The 19,060-nt window shown below is 70.8% G+C and carries 15 protein-coding genes; 9 read left to right on the plus strand and 6 right to left on the minus strand.

The window, feature by feature from the left end; all coding sequences use genetic code 11:
- Positions 1–16 precede the first annotated feature (16 nt).
- Genes cydB through ACIQZN_RS27570 form a run of 3 tightly spaced genes read left to right on the plus strand, consistent with a single transcriptional unit; the run spans position 17 to position 6,313 of the window.
- Positions 17–1,018 carry a cytochrome d ubiquinol oxidase subunit II gene (gene cydB, locus ACIQZN_RS27560; RefSeq protein ID WP_403999195.1) on the plus strand — a complete coding sequence of 334 codons (1,002 nt, stop codon included), beginning with the start codon at positions 17–19 and terminating at the stop codon, positions 1,016–1,018.
- 45 nt (positions 1,019–1,063) lie between these two features.
- Entirely contained in the window at positions 1,064–4,576 is a 3,513-nt protein-coding gene (cydD, locus tag ACIQZN_RS27565) for a thiol reductant ABC exporter subunit CydD (protein ID WP_403999199.1), read from the plus strand.
- 60 nt (positions 4,577–4,636) lie between these two features.
- Entirely contained in the window at positions 4,637–6,313 is a 1,677-nt protein-coding gene (locus ACIQZN_RS27570) for a GAF domain-containing sensor histidine kinase (protein ID WP_403999202.1), read from the plus strand.
- An 84-nt stretch (positions 6,314–6,397) separates the two neighbouring features.
- Here ACIQZN_RS27570 and ACIQZN_RS27575 read toward each other — a convergent pair whose 3' ends face one another.
- Positions 6,398–7,282, minus strand: a complete 885-nt coding sequence (locus tag ACIQZN_RS27575) for a Cof-type HAD-IIB family hydrolase (protein ID WP_403999205.1) — start codon at positions 7,280–7,282, stop codon at positions 6,398–6,400.
- A gap of 138 nt (positions 7,283–7,420) precedes the next feature.
- Between ACIQZN_RS27575 and ACIQZN_RS27580 the strand changes: the two genes are divergently transcribed.
- On the plus strand, positions 7,421–8,371 hold the full coding sequence (locus ACIQZN_RS27580; RefSeq protein ID WP_403999208.1) for an LLM class flavin-dependent oxidoreductase: 951 nt from the start codon (positions 7,421–7,423) through the stop codon (positions 8,369–8,371).
- Between the two features lie 35 nt (positions 8,372–8,406).
- On the opposite strand, the gene ACIQZN_RS27585 is transcribed toward ACIQZN_RS27580, so the two are convergent.
- The 3 genes from ACIQZN_RS27585 to ACIQZN_RS27595 form a co-directional block, all read right to left on the minus strand.
- Positions 8,407–8,949 (minus strand): RNA 2'-phosphotransferase, encoded by a 543-nt coding sequence (locus ACIQZN_RS27585; RefSeq protein ID WP_403999211.1) that lies wholly within the window; start codon positions 8,947–8,949, stop codon positions 8,407–8,409.
- A gap of 168 nt (positions 8,950–9,117) precedes the next feature.
- Entirely contained in the window at positions 9,118–10,047 is a 930-nt protein-coding gene (locus tag ACIQZN_RS27590; RefSeq protein ID WP_403999374.1) for a MerR family transcriptional regulator, read from the minus strand.
- A gap of 41 nt (positions 10,048–10,088) precedes the next feature.
- The gene (locus tag ACIQZN_RS27595; protein WP_403999377.1) at positions 10,089–11,861 is read right to left on the minus strand and encodes an SDR family oxidoreductase; all 1,773 of its coding nucleotides are present in this window, start codon (positions 11,859–11,861) and stop codon (positions 10,089–10,091) included.
- A gap of 369 nt (positions 11,862–12,230) precedes the next feature.
- On the opposite strand from ACIQZN_RS27595, the gene ACIQZN_RS27600 reads away from it, so the two are divergent.
- The 5 genes from ACIQZN_RS27600 (at position 12,231) to ACIQZN_RS27620 (ending at position 16,732) form a co-directional block, all read left to right on the plus strand.
- Positions 12,231–13,199 carry an ABC transporter ATP-binding protein gene (locus ACIQZN_RS27600; RefSeq protein WP_403999215.1) on the plus strand — a complete coding sequence of 323 codons (969 nt, stop codon included), beginning with the start codon at positions 12,231–12,233 and terminating at the stop codon, positions 13,197–13,199.
- Entirely contained in the window at positions 13,189–14,097 is a 909-nt protein-coding gene (locus ACIQZN_RS27605; protein ID WP_403999218.1) for an ABC transporter permease, read from the plus strand. Before ACIQZN_RS27600 ends, ACIQZN_RS27605 begins: the two co-directional genes overlap by 11 nt.
- Positions 14,094–15,005: an ABC transporter ATP-binding protein gene (locus ACIQZN_RS27610; RefSeq protein ID WP_403999221.1), complete on the plus strand. Its 912-nt coding sequence runs from the start codon at positions 14,094–14,096 to the stop codon at positions 15,003–15,005. The genes ACIQZN_RS27605 and ACIQZN_RS27610 overlap by 4 nt, the downstream gene beginning before the upstream one ends.
- 23 nt (positions 15,006–15,028) lie before the next feature.
- The gene (locus ACIQZN_RS27615) at positions 15,029–15,748 is read left to right on the plus strand and encodes an ABC transporter permease (RefSeq protein ID WP_403999224.1); all 720 of its coding nucleotides are present in this window, start codon (positions 15,029–15,031) and stop codon (positions 15,746–15,748) included.
- A gap of 291 nt (positions 15,749–16,039) precedes the next feature.
- The gene (locus tag ACIQZN_RS27620) at positions 16,040–16,732 is read left to right on the plus strand and encodes a hypothetical protein (RefSeq protein ID WP_403999227.1); all 693 of its coding nucleotides are present in this window, start codon (positions 16,040–16,042) and stop codon (positions 16,730–16,732) included.
- Between the two features lie 103 nt (positions 16,733–16,835).
- Here the strand turns inward: ACIQZN_RS27620 and ACIQZN_RS27625 are convergent, their stop codons facing one another.
- Complete coding sequence (locus ACIQZN_RS27625) at positions 16,836–17,642, minus strand: HAD family hydrolase (RefSeq protein ID WP_403999230.1); 807 nt, start codon at positions 17,640–17,642, stop codon at positions 16,836–16,838.
- Positions 17,639–18,928 carry a serine--tRNA ligase gene (gene serS, locus ACIQZN_RS27630; protein WP_403999233.1) on the minus strand — a complete coding sequence of 430 codons (1,290 nt, stop codon included), beginning with the start codon at positions 18,926–18,928 and terminating at the stop codon, positions 17,639–17,641. The genes ACIQZN_RS27625 and serS overlap by 4 nt, the downstream gene beginning before the upstream one ends.
- Positions 18,929–19,060 lie beyond the last annotated feature (132 nt).

Below are 19,060 nucleotides of genomic sequence, written 5' to 3' on the forward strand. Positions count from 1 at the left end.
GAGCGGGAGCCGAGATATGGAACTCCACGACGTCTGGTTCGTGCTCATCGCCGTCCTGTGGACCGGCTACTTCTTCCTGGAGGGCTTCGACTTCGGGATCGGCGTCCTCACCAAGCTACTGGCCCGGGACCGCAAGGAACGGCGGGTGCTGATCAACACCATCGGCCCGGTCTGGGACGGCAACGAGGTCTGGCTGCTCAGCGCCGGCGGGGCGACCTTCGCCGCGTTCCCCGAGTGGTACGCCACGCTGTTCTCCGGCTTCTATCTGCCGCTGCTGCTCATCCTGCTCTGCCTGATCGTGCGCGGCGTCGCCTTCGAGTACCGGGCGAAGCGGCCGGAGGAGAAGTGGCAGACCAACTGGGAACACGCGATCTTCTGGACCTCGCTGATCCCCGCCGTGCTGTGGGGCGTGGCCTTCGGCAACATCGTGCGCGGCGTGAAGATCGACGCGCACATGGAGTACACGGGCAGCGTCCTGGACCTGCTGAACCCCTACGCGCTCCTCGGCGGCCTGGTCACCCTCACCCTCTTCACCTTCCACGGCGCGGTGTTCGCCGGGCTGAAGACGGCCGGTGACATCCGGGCGCGGGCGCGCGGGCTGGCCCTGAAACTGGGCGCCGTCACGGCCGTGCTCGCGCTCGCCTTCCTCATCTGGACCCAGGTCGAGAACGGGGACGGGCGGAGCCTGATCGCGATGATCGTCGCGGCGGCGGCGCTGGTCGGTGCGATCGCGATGGCCGCGGCAGGGCGCGAGGGGTGGTCCTTCGCGTTCTCCGGTGTGGCCATCGCGGCGACGGTCGCCATGTTGTTCCTGACGCTCTTCCCGAACGTCATGCCGTCCTCGCTGAACGACGCCTGGAGCCTCACGGTCACCAACGCCTCGTCCAGCCCGTACACGTTGAAGATCATGACCTGGTGCGCCGGTATCGCCACCCCGGTCGTGCTGCTCTACCAGGGGTGGACGTACTGGGTGTTCCGCAAGCGGATCGGCACCCAGCACATCGCCGAAGCGCACTGACGCAGTGAGTTCCCCGACCGAGCCGAGCCGCAAGGGATGTTTCACGTGAAACCGATCGACCCGCGCCTGCTCCGCCACGCCCGCGCCACACGCCTGTTCATGGTCGCCGTGGTGGTGCTCGGCCTGGCCGGGGCGGCGCTGGTCATCGCCCAGGCCATGCTCATCGCCGAGATCGTGGTGGGCGGCTTCGAGGACGGCCTGACGGCGGGCGGGCTGCGCACCCCGCTCCTGCTGCTCGCGGCGGTCGCGCTCGGGCGGGCCCTGGTCTCCTGGCTCACCGAACTCGCCGCCCACCGGGCGGGTGCGGCGGTCAAGTCCGAACTGCGCCGACGGCTGCTCGACCGGGCCGCGGCGCTGGGGCCGGACTGGCTGAGCGGGCAGCGCACCGGCTCGCTGGTGACGCTGGCCACTCGGGGGATCGACGCCCTGGACGACTACTTCGCGCGGTATCTGCCGCAGTTGGGGCTCGCGGTGGTCGTGCCGGCGGCCGTGCTGGCCAGGGTCGTCACCGAGGACTGGGTCTCGGCGGCGATCATCGTGGTCACGCTGCCGCTCATCCCGCTCTTCATGATCCTGATCGGCTGGGCGACCCAGTCGCGCATGGACCGTCAGTGGCGACTGCTCTCCCGGCTCTCGGGCCACTTCCTCGATGTGGTGGCCGGACTGCCGACGCTGAAGGTGTTCGGCCGGGCCAAGGCCCAGGCCGAGTCGATCCGCAGGATCACCTCGCAGTACCGGCAGGCCACCCTGCGCACCCTGCGGATCGCCTTCCTGTCGTCCTTCGCGCTCGAACTCCTCGCCACCTTGTCGGTGGCCCTCGTCGCGGTCACCATCGGCATGCGGCTCGTGCACGGTGAACTCGACCTCTACACCGGTCTGCTGGTCCTGATCCTCGCGCCCGAGGCATACCTGCCCATCCGTCAGGTGGGGGCGCAGTTCCATGCGGCCGCCGAGGGCCTTTCAGCGGCGGAGGAGGTCTTCGCGGTCCTGGAGACGGAGCCCCGCCCGAGCGGTACGGGGGAGGTCCCCGGCTCGCTGCGGCTGGAGTTGGAGGGGGTGACGGTACGGCACGAGGGGCGGTCCGAGCCCTCGCTCGCCGCCACCTGGCTGACCGTCGAGGAGGGGGAGACGGTCGCTCTGGTCGGCCCGAGCGGCGTCGGCAAGTCCACCCTTCTGAACGCGGTGCTGGGCTTCACGGCCCCCGACGAGGGCCGGGTACGGGTCGGCGGCACCGATCTGGCGGACGTCTCCCTCGAACGCTGGCGGGAGCACATCGCCTGGGTGCCGCAGCGCCCCCATCTCTTCGCGGGCACCATCGCGGAGAACGTGAGGCCGGCCAGGCCCGCCGCCGACGACAGCGCAGTGACGGCGGCGCTGCGCGACGCGGGGGCGTACGAGTTCGTACGAGGGCTTCCGGACGGCGACCGCACGGTGCTCGGTGAAGACGGCGCCGGTCTCTCCGCGGGGCAGCGGCAGCGGATCGCGCTGGCCCGGGCCTTCCTCGCCGACCGGCCGGTGCTGCTGCTGGACGAGCCGACCGCGAGCCTGGACGGCGAGACGGAGGCGGGGATCGTCGAGGCCGTACGGAGGCTGGCGGCGGGCCGGACCGTGCTGCTGGTCGTGCACCGGCCGGCGCTGCTGTCGGTCGCGGACCGGGTGGTGACGCTGACGGCTCCGGATGCCCTTGCCCAGGAAGCCCCTGTGGTGCCGCCCAGCCCCGTGAGCTCACCCCGCGTTCTGCCGGCCGAGTCGGCGCCCGCAGCCGAAGTGCTTGCGGAGACCACGTCAGCGCGCAGGCATGTGCTGACCCGGGTCCGGGACGCCGCAGGTGCCCAACGCGCCCGGTTCGGGCTCGCCCTGCTCCTGGGGAGCCTCGCCCTGGGGTCCGCCGTGGGGCTCATGGCGGTCTCCGGCTGGCTGATCTCCCGGGCGTCCGAGCAGCCGCCCGTCCTCTATCTGATGGTCGCGGTGACGGCCACCCGTGCCTTCGGGATCGGCCGGGCGGTCTTCCGCTACGCCGAGCGCCTCGTCTCGCACGACGCGGTCCTGCGGATGCTCGCCGAACTGCGCGTCGCCGTGTACCGCAGCCTGGAGCGCATCGCGCCCGGCGGCCTGCGCGGCGCCCGGCGCGGGGATCTGCTCTCGCGGCTGGTCGCGGACGTGGACGCGCTTCAGGACTACTGGCTGCGGTGGCTGCTGCCCGTCGGCACCGCAGCCCTCGTCGGCGCCGCGACCGTCGGTTTCACCGGCTGGCTGCTCCCCCAGGCCGGCCTGGTCCTGGCCGTGGGGCTGCTGCTGGCGGGCGTCGGGGTCCCGCTCGTCAGCGGTGCCTGTGCCCGCCGCGCTGAACGCCGACTGGCCCCCGCCCGTGCCGACCTGGCGACCCGGATCACCGATCTGCTGGGCGGGACGGCCGAGCTGACCGTGGCGGGCGCCCTGCCGGGACGCGCGGCCCGCACCCGTGCGGCCGATGCCGTTCTCACCCGGATCGCGTCGCGTGCGGCGACCGCGACCGCGCTCGGGGGCGGCCTCACCGCTCTGATCGCCGGCCTCACGGTGGTGGCCGCCGCCCTGGTCGCCCTTCCGGCGGTGGTGGACGGCCGGCTCGCCGGCGTGGAGCTCGCCGTGGTCGTCCTCACCCCGCCGGCCGCCTTCGAGGCCGTCACCGGTCTGCCGCTCGCCGCCCAGTACCGGCAGCGGGTCAGGCGGAGCGCGGAGCGCGTGTACGAGGTGCTGGACGCCCCTGTGCCCGTACGGGAGCCCGAAGCGCCGGCCGCGACGCCGACGAGCCCCTTCCCGCTGGAGGTGCGCGGGCTGTCGGCCCGGTACGCGGACACGGCCCACGACGCGCTCGCCTCCGTGGACCTCACGCTGGAGGCGGGCCGCCGGATCGCCGTCGTGGGGCCCTCCGGGTCCGGCAAGACCACGCTGGCCCAGGTCCTTCTCCGCTTCCTGGACGCGCGGGCGGGCAGCTACCGGATCGGCGGCGTGGACGCCTCGGCGCTGGACGGGGACACCGTGCGGAGGTTCGTCGGGCTGTGCGCCCAGGACGCCCACATCTTCGACAGCTCGCTCCGGGAGAACCTGCGGCTCGCCCGCCCCGCCGCGGCCGAGCCCGAACTGCGCGACGCCCTGGCGCGGGCCCGCCTGCTCGACTGGGCGGACGCGCTGCCGGACGGGCTGGACACCCTCGTCGGGGAGCACGGCGCCCGCCTCTCCGGAGGGCAGCGCCAGCGGCTCGCCCTGGCCCGGGCGCTGCTCGCCGACTTCCCCGTCCTCGTGCTGGACGAGCCCGCCGAGCACTTGGACCTGCCGACGGCGGACGCCCTGACGGCGGACCTGCTGTCGGCGACCCTGGGGCGTACGACGGTCCTGATCACACACCGGCTCGCCGGTCTCGAAGCCGTGGACGAGGTGGTGGTCCTGGAGGCGGGCTCGATCGTGCAGCGGGGCCCGTACGACGTCCTGGCCTCGGTCGACGGGCCGCTGAGCCGGATGCTGGCGCGGGAACGGGAAACCGCCGGGCGGCCGGAAGCCGCTGTGGCGGCCCGCGCATAGGTCTTCCCCGGCCAGGGATTCCGACTTTCCAGGTCAAATATGACTAATTAGGCTCGCAGTATGTCTGAGGAGGATCCGGCCAGGAGCCTGCAGAGCCTGTCCACCGAGCTCACCGCCCAGGTGCCGCGCCTGCTGGAAGCCATGCGTTCCGTGGGGACCGGCCTCGAACTGCATTCCACGCTCGACCGGATCTGCGAGACGGCGGCGGAGCTGGCCCACGCCCGCTACGCCGCGATCGGGGTCGTGAACGAGGAGGGCGAGGGCCTCTCCGACTTCGTCACCTATGGGGTTCCCGACCCGGTGGCGCACGAGATCGGCCGACGACCCGACGGGCACCGGGGCCTGCTCGGCGCCCTCATCCACGACCCCCGCCCGCTGCGTCTCGCGGACCTCACCACCGATCCGAGGTTCGCCGGTTTTCCGCCCGGGCACCCGCTGATGCGGACGTTCCTCGGCGTCCCGATCAGGGTCCAGGGCGAGATTTTCGGCAATCTGTATCTCGCCGAGAAGGACGGCGGCGGCGAGTTCAGCGACTACGACCTGCACCTGGTGCGCGTACTGGCGACGGAGGCCGGGATCGCCATCGGCAACGCGCGGCTGTACGAGGCGGCCCGGCAGCGCGAGCGGTGGATCGACGGCTCGGTCGCCGTGACAACAGCCCTGCTCTCCGGCAGCGACGCCGACGACGCGCTCACGGTGGTCGCGGAGCAGGCCCGCCGTCTCGCGGGTGCCGCCGCCGGCATCGTGCTGCTGCCGGCCGAGGGCGGCGGCCTGGAGATCGTCGCCGTCTCGGCGGACGATCCGACCGATTCGCTCGGGGTGATCATTCCGGCCCAGAGCCCCGTGGTGGGCATGCTGCTGAGCGGTGAGGCGGTCTTCGTGGACGATTCGGCCACCGATAGCCGCCTGATCACCAGGCTGGCGGATCCGTTCGGCCCGAACATGCTGCTGCCCCTGCACAGCGGGGGCCGGGTGCTGGGCGCCCTGGCCATGCCCCGGGCCAGGGGCGACCGGCCCTTCACGGAGACGGAACGGACGCTGGCCACCCAGTTCGCCTCGCAGGCCGCGCTGGCCCTGATGATGGCCGACGCGCAGCGCGACCGGGAGCGCCTCGCGGTCTACGAGGACCGCGACCGGATCGCCCGTGACCTGCACGATCTGGTCATCCAGCGACTGTTCGCGACCGGGATGATGCTGGAGAGCGCGCAGCGGCGGTCGGACGTGCCGGAGGTGCAGACCGGGGTCGGCCGGGCGGTGGACGAGCTGGACGTGACCATCCAGGAGATCCGGACCGCGATCTTCGCGCTTCAGCAGGAGCCGGCGGAGGCGCCGTCCGGGCTGCGCACCCGGGTCCTGCGCGAGATCAACATGGCGGCCGTGCCCCTGGGGTTCAAGCCGTCCCACCGCTTCGTCGGGGCGGTCGACTCACTGGTCGGCGAGCTGACGGCCAAGAACCTGATCGCGGCGCTGCGCGAGGCGCTGTCCAACGCCTTCCGGCACGCCGGAGCGGCCCGCATCGAGGTGGTCGTGGACGCGACCGTCACGCTGGACGACGGGCGGGACGCGGTGCGGCTCTCGGTCGCCGACGACGGGGTGGGCATGCCGGAGGGCGGGCGCCGCAGCGGACTTCGGAACCTGGCCCGCCGGGCGGAGTCGCTGGGCGGGGCCAGCTGGTTCGAGCGGGGGATCGGGGAGGGCGGCGGCGGTACGACGGTGGTGTGGCAGGCACCGCTGTGAGTGCCGGTGCGCGGCTTGAGGGCCCGGGCCGGGCTTCTCGACGGCGCCCAAGGCGCCGATCTACCGGATTCCCAGCGGCCGGGCTCAGCGTCCCGCGAGGCTTCCCGCTCGTTCGGCGAGGATGCGTTCGATGACCACGGCCACGCCGTCCTCGTTGTTGGTGACCGTACGGCCGGAGGCGGCGGCCAGGGCGGCCGGGTGGGCGTTGCCCATGGCGTACGAGGAGCCGGCCCAGCTCAGCATCTCCACGTCGTTGGGCATGTCGCCGAAGGCGACGACCTCGGCGGCGACGATGCCTCGTTCGGCGCAGCACAGTTCCAGGGTGCTGGCCTTGGAGACGCCCGGTCCGCTGATCTCGATGAGCGCGGTGGGGCTGGACCGGGTGAAGGTGGCCCGCTCCCCGGCGGCCGCCCGGGCCAGCGCCAGGAACTCGTCCGGGTCCAGCTCGCCGTGGCGGGCGAGCAGCTTCAGCACGGGGACGCCGTCGCCCGGGGCCTCCTCGTGCAGGAGCTTCTCCGCCACCGCCACGGTGGCGCCCGGGTCGAGGTAGAACGGCGGGTAGGCGGGCTCGTAGTGGATGCCGGTGGCCAGCTCGACGGCGAAGGACGTGCCGGGCGCGGCGGCGCGCAGCGTGTGGACGACGTCGAGGGCCGTCACACGCTCCAGGCCCCGGACCTTCAGCAGTCGTCCGCCGGCATGCAGATCGGCGACGGCCGCGCCGTTGGCGCAGATCGCCAGACCGTGTCCGTGGACGTGGTCGCTGACGACGTCCATCCAGCGGGCGGGGCGGCCGGTGACGAAGAAGACCTCGACCCCCGCCTCCTCGGCTGCGGCGAGCGCCCGGATCGTGCGGTCCGAGACGGTCTTGTCGTCGCGCAGGAGAGTGCCGTCCAGATCCGTGGCGATCAGCCGGGGAGCGACAGGAGCGGACTGCTCGATAACGGTAGTCACCCGTACATTCTCGCGCATGGAGGCGCACGTGCGTGCGATGGGTCGCACATTTGAGAGCTCGCGTCCCTGACCTCAGAACATTCCTCCGGCATATGTCCGCGTCGTCCTACGAGTCACGAGAAGCGGCACCTCCTCGTCCTCTCGTAGGGTCGCCCCATGCGACTGAGCACTGTGATTCTGCCGATCCACCGCTGGCATCAGGGCGGACGCGAGCGCTGGCGGGGCGCCGAGGAGCTGGGCTTCCACGCCGCCTACACCTACGACCACCTGTCCTGGCGGGCCTTCCGGGACAGCCCGTGGTTCGGGGCGCTGCCGACGCTCACGGCAGCCGCGGCAGCCACCGACCGGCTCCGGCTCGGCACGCTCGTCACCTCGCCGAACTTCCGCCACCCGGTCACCCTGGCCAAGGAGCTGATCTCGCTCGACGACATCTCGGCGGGCCGGATCACGCTGGGCATCGGTGCGGGCGGCAACGGCTTCGACGCGACGACCCTGCTGCGGAGCGGCGAGGCGCCGTGGACGCCGCGGGAGCGCGCCGACCGCTTCGGCGAGTTCGTGACCCTGCTCGACGCCCTGTTGCGGGAGCCGGCCGGTACGTCGTACGAGGGGGAGTTCTACGCGGCCACCGAGGCGCGGAATCTGCCCGGGTGTGTGCAGCGGCCCCGCCTGCCCTTCGCCGTCGCCGCCACGGGACCGCGCGGTCTGGCGCTGGCCGCGCGCCACGGTCAGGCGTGGGTGACCACGGGGGACCCGAAGCTGTACGAGGCGGGTAGCGGCGCGCAGTCGGTCGAGGCCCTCGGGCGGCAGGTGGATGGGCTGGGGCGCGCGTGCGCGGAGGCCGGGCGGGACGTGGCCGAGCTGGAGAAGGTCCTGCTCACCGGGTTCACGCCGGAGTTCAACCCGGGCCTCGCCGCGGGCGGGGGCCGGCCGTTCGACTCCGTCGACGCGTTCGTGGATTTCGCGGGCAGGCATGCGGAGCTGGGGTTCACGGAGATCGTCATCCACGCGCCGGTGCCCGCCGACGGGCCGGGGTTCGACGCGGCGGTGCCGGACGAGAAGCTGTTCGAGGAGATCGCGACGCGGGGCGCGGCCCAGCTGGCCGGCTGACGGTGGGCCGGGGCCCGTACGCTCGCGCGCCCCGCTCAGCCCGGCAGGCGCAGGAACTCGGCGGGCACGGCATCCGTGAGCCACACCCCGTTGGCGCTGACCCAGAACGTGTGGCCCGCGCGGTGCATGGCGCCCGAGTCCACGGACAGCACGACGGGACGCCCGCGCCGGGCTCCCACGCGGGTGGCGGTCTCGCGGTCGGGCGAGAGATGCACGTGGGTACGGCTCATCGGGCGCAGCCCCTCGGTGCGGATCGCGTCCAGGGACCGGCCGACCGTGCCGTGGTAGAGGTACGCGGGCGGTTCGGCCGGAGGCAGCCCCAGGTCCACGGCCACGGTGTGGCCCTGGCTCGCCCGGATGCGGTCGGCGTCGACGGCGAAGCGCTGCTTGTCGTTGGAGGCGACGACGTGGTCGAGCTCCGCCCTGCTGATCGGGAAGTGATGGCGAGCCGCCGCGCTCAGCAGCTCCTCGACCGGCACCCAGCCATGGGCGTCGAGCGTGAGCCCGATCCGCTCGGGCTGGTGCCGCAGGTGCTTGGAGAGGTATTTGGACACCTTGACGGTGCGTCTTTCATCCATCCCTTCAGCGTGCTCCCGACGCGTCCTGGACGCATCCCCATTTCGCTCGGGCTTCACCGAAACGATTTTGGCTCAGAGGTTTGATCCACAGTCAGTTCGACTTATCCACAGGCTAATTGGCCTTGCTGTGGACAACGAGTGTCCCGTATAAGCATTTTGGGCAACTTGTCACTTTCTATGGGGTGGTGAGACCAGTGAGTCCAACGTCCTTTTGTTCACCTCCCTTTCGGAGGCGGCGGCGACGAAGGCGACGACGCCACCCGGCCCAACCAGGCGCTCGACCGCGTCGATTGTCGAGGCCGGGAGGCTCACGGACACCTCGTTCCGGGCAGTGGCGACCGCCCCGCCGGGCACATCGGCGGCGAGATGCTCCTCCAGGTGCCTCGTCGCGAACATCCTCATCGCACGGGCGAGTTCGACGTCCACGGTCTGCTGGGCCAGCGGCCTCAGCCGCCGGACCATCGAAGCCGCGTCATCGGCGTCCGCGTCGGACGGTGGCCGATGGCCCAGGTACCGGGCGAAGACGTGCTCGGTCGTGAACTCCAGGAAGCGGGAGGCTATCTGCTCGACCTGGCCGCGAAGTTCCCGCAGCTGCCCGGCAATCGCGGACAGCGGCACGCCTGCCGCGTACAACTCGACCGCGACCGCGAGTTCCTGCGGGCTCGGCACGCCGAATTCGTCGTCGCTTCCCGGCAGGCGTTCGAGGACGCCGAGCTCGATCGCCTCGCCGATGGCCCCCTCATCGGCCTCGCCGCCGAATTTCGCGGCCAGTTGGACGCGGGTGATGCGGCCGGCCCGCTCGTCGCTCCACGGGCCGTGCACTTCGGCGACGAGCCCCAGCACACCGCCCAGCCCGCGCCCCGTGTCCCAGGCGTCCAGCAACTCCTTGATGCTGACCAGGGTGTAGCCCCGGTCCAGCAGATCGGCGATCTGGCGGAGGCGGCTGAGGTGGGCCGGTCCGTAGACATTGGCCCGGCCCCGCCGCTCCGGCGCGGGCAGCAGTCCGCGGTCCTGATAGCCGCGAATCGTACGGACCGTGGCGCCACTCGCGTGCGCGAGGTCCTCGATCCGGTACTCGGGCGCCAACGGGTCTGTCAGCGAACCCCGTTCGCCTTCGGAGCCCTCAGCGCCGGCCGGGCTCACAGCGGCGGCTTCAGCCGGGCGATGCCCCGCAGCACGCCGGGGCCGACGCGGGACAGGAAGCGTACGGCGTGGGACTCGGGCGTCACCGGAACGACGGCCTGATTGCGCACGACCGCACGGAGGACCGCCTCCGCGACCTTCTCCGGCGGGTAGTTGCGCGCTCCGTAGAGCTTGCCGGCGCGCTTCCGCAGCCGCTGCTCCTCCGCCGCGTCCGTCCCGACGAACCGCGCCGTGGCAGTGATACCGGTGTTGACGATCCCCGGGCAGATCGCGCTGACCCCGATCGACTTCTCGGCGAGCTCGGCGCGCAGGCATTCGCTGAGCATCAGCACGGCTGCCTTCGACGTGCTGTACGCGGGGAGGGCGCGGGACGGCTGAAAGGCCGCCGCGGAAGCGGTGTTGACGATATGGCCGCCCTGGCCGCGCTCCGCCATCTGGCGCCCGAAGAGCCGGCAGCCGTGGATGACCCCCCACAGGTTCACGTCGAGGACGGTCCGCCAGTCCTCGGACGTCGTCTCCAGGAACGGGCCCGACAGCCCGATGCCCGCGTTGTTGACCAGCACATCGACGATGCCGTACTCATCGGCCACCCGGGCGGCCAGCTTCTCCATCGCCTGCTCGTCGCTCACGTCCACCGCCTCGGCCCAGGCTTCCGGAGCCCCGGCCAGCCGGGCCGACTCCGCCGTCCGCTCGGCCCCTTCGGCATCCCGGTCGACGGCCACCACCCGGGCCCCCGCCTCCGCGAAGGCCAGTGCCGTGGCGCGCCCTATCCCGCCCGCCGCACCCGTCACCAGCACGAGCCGGCCGCCGAACCACTCCGCGTAGGGCCCACTCGCCCGGGTCTCCACCGGATCGCCGGTCGTCCGGGCCGACTCGATGGCCGTCACGAACTCACCGACCCACGAAGCCAGCTGGTCCGGGCGGGTGCGCGGCACCCAGTGCTTGGCCGGAAGCGAGCGACGGGTCAACTGCGGGACCCAGGAATCGAGGTCGTCGTAGAGCTGCTCCGAGAGGAACACGTCCCCGGTCGGCGTGATCAGCTGCACCGGCACATGCGCGTAAGCGTCGTTACGCGGCCTGCGCAGCCGTGAGCGGACGTTGTCCCGGTAGAGCCAGGCCCCGTGCGCCGCGTCACTGGGCAGCGAGGACGTCGGGTAGTCGCCCGGGGGCACCTTCTCCAGCCGCTCCAGGATGCCCGGCCACCGCTTGCCGAGCGGCCCGCGCCAGGCCAGCTCCGGCAGGACCGGGGTGTGCAGCATGTACACGTACCAGGACTTGGCGCCCTGCCCGAGGAGCTGACCGACGCGGCGCGGAGTGGGCCGGTTCACCCGGCGTTTGATCCAGTGCCCGAAGTGGTCCAGGGAAGGGCCGGACATCGAGGTGAAGGACGCGATCCGGCCCTCCGTACGGCCCACCGTGGCGAACTCCCAGGACTGGACCGAACCCCAGTCGTGGCCCACCACATGCACAGGACGGTCCGGACTCACCGTGTCGGCCACGGCCAGGAAGTCATCGGTCAGCTTCTCCAGCGTGAAGCCCCCGCGCAGGGGCTTCGGCGCCGTCGAACTGCCGTGTCCGCGCACGTCGTACAGGACGACGTGCCACTCGTCGGCCAGCCGGGCGGCGACCTGCGTCCAGACCTCCTTGCTGTCCGGATAGCCGTGCACCAGCACGATCGTCGGCCGCTCCGGGGCCCCCAGCTCGACCACGCACAGCTCGATGCCGCCCGTGGCCACCCGGCGCTCGCGCGCGCCCGGCAGATCGAGCAGACGCGGGCCGCCGGTCCCACCGGACTGCCCCGTGCCCACGGGCCGTTCGCTCTTCCCTCGTGACGCCATGCCACCGTCCGTTCGCTGCTGTGTGCGGTACGTGCTCGTAACGTGACACTGATGAATGTGACAATGACCGGCGGCTACGTCAAGGGGTGTGCGCGGCCTGTGGATAACTCTCTGTGCAGGCCATGACGGCTTTCGGCCGGGGCTGCCGTGGTCCTCAATGGGGTCCCCTTACGGGTCCCCTACAACTCGAGGCTGACGCCGATCCAACCGTCAGGTCTGACGACCGCTGTGGTCCGCGCCACTACCGTCGTTTCCGTGAATGTCATCGCTGCCGAAGGTCTGAGTAAACGGTTCCCCCGGGTGACCGCACTTGACCGGCTCACCCTGGACATCGGCCCGGGTGTGACCGGGCTGGTGGGCGCCAACGGGGCCGGCAAGTCCACGCTGATCAAGATCCTGCTGGGGCTGTCCCCCGCGACCGAGGGCAGGGCCGCCGTGCTCGGGCTCGACGTCTCGACCAGCGGTCCCGCCATCCGCGAGCGGGTCGGCTACATGCCGGAGCACGACTGCCTGCCGCCCGACGTCTCGGCCACCGAGTTCGTCGTGCACATGGCGCGCATGTCCGGTCTGCCACCCACCGCCGCTCGTGAACGCACGGCGGACACCCTGCGCCATGTCGGCCTGTACGAGGAGCGCTACCGCCCCATCGGCGGCTACTCGACGGGCATGAAGCAGCGGGTCAAGCTGGCCCAGGCGCTGGTGCACGACCCCCAACTGGTCCTGCTCGACGAGCCGACGAACGGGCTCGACCCGGTCGGCCGCGACGAGATGCTCGGCCTGATCCGCCGGATCCACAGCGATTTCGGCATCTCGGTCCTGGTCACCTCGCATCTGCTCGGCGAGCTGGAGCGCACCTGCGACCACGTCGTCGTCGTCGACGGCGGGAAGCTGCTGCGCTCCAGCTCCACCAGCGACTTCACCCAGACCACGACGACGCTCGCGGTCGAGGTCACCGACAGCGACACCCACCCGGACGGAACGGGCGCCCTGCGCCGTTCCCTCACCGAGGAGGGCGTCAAACTCGTCGGCCCCGACGGACTGGACACTCAGGGGCTGCCCGGTGCCGGTCACATCCTGCTGGTCGAGGCGACCGGCGAGGAGACGTACGACCTCGTGCGCGACAGCGTCGCGGGGCTCGGACTCGGCCTCGTACGGATGGAACAGCGCCGTCACCACATCGCCGAGGTGTTCCGCAGCGACGAGGCGCAGCCCGCGGCCGTGCCGGCCGGAGCCGTACTGCAGAAGGGGAGCGGACGCGATGAGCACTGAGACCGGCGCCGCGACCGGGAACGAGACCTCCCGGATCCACAACATCGGCTACCGCGCCTACGACGGCCCTCGGCTCGGGCGCGCGTACGCCCGCCGCTCGCTGTACTCGCAGACCCTGCGCGGCTCCTTCGGTCTCGGCCGGTCGGCCAAGTCCAAGGTGCTGCCCATGCTGCTGTTCGGCGTGATGTGCCTCGTGGCCGCGATCATCGTCGCCGTCGCCATTGCCACACCGGGGACGACGAAACTTCCGATCAAGTACACATCGTTCGCGATCTATCTGCAGGCCGTCATCGGCCTGTTCATCGCCGCGCAGGCACCGCAGGCGGTCTCCAGGGATCTCCGGTTCAAGACCGTACCGCTGTACTTCTCACGGCCGATCGAGCACGGGGACTACGTCCTCGCCAAGTTCGCCGCCATGGCATCCGCTGTCTTCGTGCTCACGGGTGCGCCGGTCGTGATCCTCTACATCGGCGCGCTGCTGGGGAAGTTCGACTTCGGCGACCAGACCGAGTGGTTCGCCCAGGGGATGGTTTCCGTGCTGCTGCTCTCCGTGCTGTTCGCCGGACTCGGCCTCGTGATGGCCGCGCTGACCCCGCGCCGCGGCTTTGGCGTGGCAGCCGTCATCGCGCTGCTGATGATCACGTACGGGGCGGTCTCGACCGTCCAGGGCATCGCCTGGTCCACGGGTTCCGAGGGCGCGGTGCCGTGGCTCGGGTTGTTCTCCCCCATCACGCTGATCGACGGGGTGCAGACCGCGTTCCTCGGAGCGACCTCCGCCTTCCCCGGCGGCAACGGTCCGGACGCCGGTATCGGTGTCGTCTATCTGCTCGTTGTTCTCGCGCTGATCGCCGGCTCGTACGCCGTGCTGATGCGCCGCTACCGGAGGGTCGGGCTGTGACCACCATCGAGATCGACCACACCTCCCGCTGGTTCGGCAACGTGGTCGCCGTCAACGACGTGAGCATGACCGTGGGCCCCGGGGTCACCGGTCTGCTCGGCCCCAACGGCGCCGGCAAGTCCACGCTGATCAACATGATGGCCGGATTCCTCGCCCCTTCGACGGGCACGGTCACGCTCGACGGAAAGCCGATCTGGCGCAACGAGGCGGTGTACCGGGAGATCGGCATCGTGCCCGAGCGGGAGGGGATGTACGACTTCCTGACCGGCCGCGAATTCGTGGTGGCCAACGCCGAACTGCACGGACTCGGCGACGCCGAGGCGGCCGCCGCGCTGGCCACGGTCGAGATGGAGTACGCGCAGGACCGCAAGATCTCGACGTACAGCAAGGGCATGCGCCAGCGGGTGAAGATGGCGTCCGCTCTCGTCCACAACCCGTCCGTGCTGCTGCTCGACGAGCCGTTCAACGGGATGGACCCGCGCCAGCGCATGCAGCTGATGGACCTGCTGCGCCGGATGGGCGCGGAGGGCCGGACGGTCCTCTTCTCTTCGCACATCCTCGAAGAGGTCGAGCAGCTCGCCTCGCACATCGAAGTGATCGTCGCGGGCCGGCACGCGGCCTCCGGTGACTTCCGCCGCATCCGCCGGCTGATGACGGACCGTCCGCACCGCTATCTCGTACGGTCCAGCGACGACCGGGCCCTGGCCGCCGCGCTCATCGCCGATCCGTCGACGGCCGGGATCGAAGTGGACCTGAGCGAGAACGCTTTGCGTATCCAGGCGATCGATTTTGCGCGCTTCACCACACTGTTGCCCAAGGTCGCACGCGAGCAGGGCATTCGTCTGCTGACCGTTTCACCGTCCGACGAGTCCCTCGAATCGGTCTTTTCCTATCTCGTAGCGGCCTGAGGCCGACAAGGAGCTGTGACGTCATGTACGACCCCACAGTCGCCCGGCTCACCTACCGGGCGCTGCTCGGCCGGCGCCGGGCCGCCATCCTCTTCGTGCTGCCCGCACTGCTGATCGTCATCGCGGTGGCGGTACGGATGTTCGCGGGGGCCGACGACCAGGTGGCCTCGGACGTCCTGGGCGGATTCGCCATCGCCACCATGGTGCCGCTGATCGGCGTGATCGCCGGCACGGGCGCCATCGGGCCGGAGATCGACGACGGCTCGATCGTCTACCTGCTGTCCAAGCCGGTGAGCCGGCCGACGATCATCTTCACCAAGCTGATCGTCGCGATCGCGGTGACCATGGTCTTTTCGGCGGTGCCGACGCTGCTCGCGGGGCTGATCCTCAACGGCAACGGCCAGCAGATCGCGGTGGCGTACACCATCGCCGCCCTGGTCGCCTCGATCGCCTACAGCGCGCTGTTCCTGCTGCTGGGCACGGTCAGCCGGCACGCGGTCGTGCTGGGCCTCGTCTACGCGCTGGTGTGGGAGGCCCTGTTCGGCAGCCTGGTGCCGGGTGCGCGCACGCTCAGCGTGCAGCAGTGGTCGCTCGCGCTGGCGGAGAAGACCGGCGGCAACGGCGCCATCACCTCGGACGTCGGTCTGCCGCTCGCCACGGTCCTGCTGGCGGTGGTCACCATCGCGGCGACCTGGTACGCGGGCCAGAAGCTGCGCACGCTGAAGCTGGCCGGCGAGGAGTGAGCGGACCGCCGTCCGACATGTGACAACCCCCGGTCATCGGCCGGGGGTTGTCACATGTCGGACAGTCTTACGCGTAACTGTACGGTTATCGGTGCGTTGTTCACGGTGCGTGGAGGCAACTGGAATCCGTGGCGTCGTAGCGTTCGTGAAAAGTGCAGATGGCCGATACGGCGAGGGAGCACCCGCCGGTCGGTTCCTTGAGTGAGTGGCAACCGTGAGCGTCCTCCGCCCCTGAAGCCCGGGGAGAGGGCTGTCCATTTCCGCGAAGCTTTCACGAACGGAAGGCAGCTCATGCCGACGGAAGTCGCTCTACTCGAATCGCGCGCGCTGCGCGTCGAACAGATGGGGCGTGTCGACGCCCTGGACAAGGTGAAGTGCCTTGTCATGCTCCCGGATGGGATTCACGTCCGCACAGAGGATGTGGCTCGTTACTTCGAAGTATCCACAAGGGCGGTCAGGAGGCTGACCGACCGGCATCAGGGCGAGCTTTCAGAGAATGGGATGCGGGTACTGCGTGGCTCTGACCTGCGAGACTTCCATAGCGACATGCTGTCGCTATGGGGTGGCGAGGAAGGGGGAAGTTATCCACAGGCAGCCACCCAGCTCCGCCTCTACACCCGGCGGACCGTCCTCAACGTCGCCATGCTTCTTCGCGACAGCGACGTCGCCCGGTGCGTGCGTACGTATCTGCTCGACGCCGAACAGGACCTGCGGGCGGGATACGCGTCGCTCGAACACCGCGTCACCCGGGTCGAAAGCCACCTGGCCGGCGTGGGCACCGCGCTCCAGGAGCTGGGCCCGGTCCTCAGCCGGATGTCGCACCGGCTGGACAGCCTCGACCGCAGGCTGGAGGCGACTCACCAGGTCGTCGGCGCCATGAGCGTGAGGCTCAGCGGGGTCTCTGAGGACGTGGTCCGGCTCGACGACCGCATGGACGCCCTGGCGCGCAATCTGAAGGAGCTGAACCGCCGCAACAAGCGCTGATCCGGACCACGAGGTCCACAAAGAAGGCGCGACGGCGTAGAAAAAGGCTCAGGGACCGAGGTCGAGTGCCCCGGTCCCTGAGCCGCGCGAAGAGAGCGACCGCCTACGACTCCCGCAGCAGCCGTTCCAGCACCACCGCGATCCCGTCGTCGTCGTTCGACGTGGTCGTCTCCTGAGCGACGGCCTTCAGATCGGCGTGGGCGTTGGCCATGGCCACGCCGTGCCGGGCCCAGGCGAACATGGGGATGTCGTTGGGCATGTCGCCGAAGGCGATCGTGTCTGCCGCCTTCACGCCCAGTCGGCGCGCGGCCAGCGAGAGGCCGGTGGCCTTGCTCAGCCCCAGCGGCAGGATCTCCACGACCCCCGGGCCCGCCATGACCACGTCCACCAGATTGCCGACCGCCGCCCGCGCGGCCTTCGCCAGTGCGTCGTCGTCCAGATCCGGATGCTGTATGTACACCTTGTTCAGCGGAGCGGCCCACATCTCGGCCGGGTCCTGCACGAAGAGGGCCGGACGCGGCCCCTCCTGCACGCGGTAGCCCGGCCCGACCAGCACCTCGCCGTCGAGCCCGTCGCGGCTCGCGGCCAGCGCCAGCGGACCGACTTCCGCCTCGACCTTGGAGAGGGCGAGCCCGGCGAGCTGCCGGTCCAGTGTGAGCGACGTGAGCAGCCTGCGCTCACCCGCGTGGTAGACTTGAGCGCCCTGCGCGCAGACGGCCAGGCCCTCGTAGCCGAGGTCGTCCAGGATGTGCCGGGTCCAGGGGACGGCGCGGCCGGTGACGACGATGTGCGCCGCGCCGGCACCGGCGGCGGCCTTCAGTGCCTCGCGGGTCCGCGCGGAGACGGTCTCGTCGTCGCGCAGCAGGGTGCCGTCGAGGTCGGTGGCGACAAGCTTGTACGGGAAGGTCACTTGGCGACCGGCTCCAGAATCTCGCGCCCGCCCAGGTAGGGGCGGAGCACCTCGGGCACCCGCACCGAACCATCGGCCAGCTGGTGGTTCTCCAGGATCGCCACGATGGTGCGCGGGACGGCGCAAAGCGTGCCGTTCAGCGTGGCCAGGGGACGCATGGTCTTCTTGCCGTCGCGGTTGTCCCGCATCCGGACCGAGAGCCTGCGCGCCTGGAACTCGCCGCAGTTGGACGCCGAGGTGAGCTCGCGGTACTTGCCCTGGGTCGGGATCCACGCCTCGCAGTCGTACTTCCTGGTGGCCGAGGCCCCCAGGTCGCCGCTGGCGACGTCGATGACCTGGAAGGGCAGTTCGAGGCCGGTGAGCCACTGCTTCTCCCAGTCCAGGAGGCGAAGGTGCTCGGCCTCCGCGTCCGCCGGGTCGACGTACGAGAACATCTCGACCTTGGTGAACTGGTGCACCCGGAAGATGCCGCGGGTGTCCTTGCCGTACGTGCCGGCCTCGCGGCGGTAGCAGGAGGAGTAGCCGGCGTAGCGCAGCGGCAGCTTCTCGGCGTCGATGATCTCGTCCATGTGGTACGCGGCGAGCGGTACCTCGGAGGTGCCGACCAGGTACTGGTCGTCCTTGTCCAGGTGGTAGACGTCCTCCGCGGCCTGGCCGAGGAAGCCGGTGCCCTCCATGGCGCGGGGGCGGACCAGGGTCGGGGTCAGCATCGGGGTGAAGCCGGCCTCGGTGGCCTGGGCGATCGCGGCGTTGACGAGGGCGAGCTCCAGCAGCGCGCCGACGCCCGTCAGGTAGTAGAAGCGCGAGCCGGACACCTTGGCGCCGCGCTCCATGTCGATCGCGCCGAGCGCCTCGCCGAGCTCCAGGTGGTCCTTGGGCTCGAATCCCTCGGCGCCGAAGTCGCGGATCGTCCCGTGCGTCTCCAGGACGACGAAGTCCTCCTCGCCGCCCACCGGCACGTCCGGGTGGACGATGTTGCCGAGCCGCAGCAGCAGATTCCTGGTCTCCGCGTCGGCTTCGTCCTGGGCGGCGTCGGCCGCCTTGACGTCGGCCTTGAGCTGCTCGGCGCGGGTCAGGAGTTCGGCGCGCTCCTCGGGAGAAGCCTTGGGGATGAGTTTGCCGAGCGATTTCTGCTCGGAACGGAGTTCATCGAAAGCGGTCCCGGACGACCTGCGCCGTTCGTCGGCGGAGAGCAGGGCATCGACGAGTGCGACGTCCTCTCCCCGGTTGCGCTGGGAGGCGCGAACACGGTCGGGGTCCTCACGAATCAGGCGAAGGTCAATCACTCCTCCAGGCTACCGGTGTCGGCTTCGCCCACTTGAACCGATAGGAACAAGCGTGGCGCTTTGCCCGAATTGCCGGTATTCGGCATTGTGGAGCGAGTGGGTCACGAGGCTTGCGCGGTGGGGTAGTTGGGC

The sequence above is a fragment of the Streptomyces sp. NPDC097595 genome (assembly GCF_044761525.1).
Taxonomy (GTDB): Bacteria; Actinomycetota; Actinomycetes; order Streptomycetales; family Streptomycetaceae; genus Streptomyces; species Streptomyces drozdowiczii_A.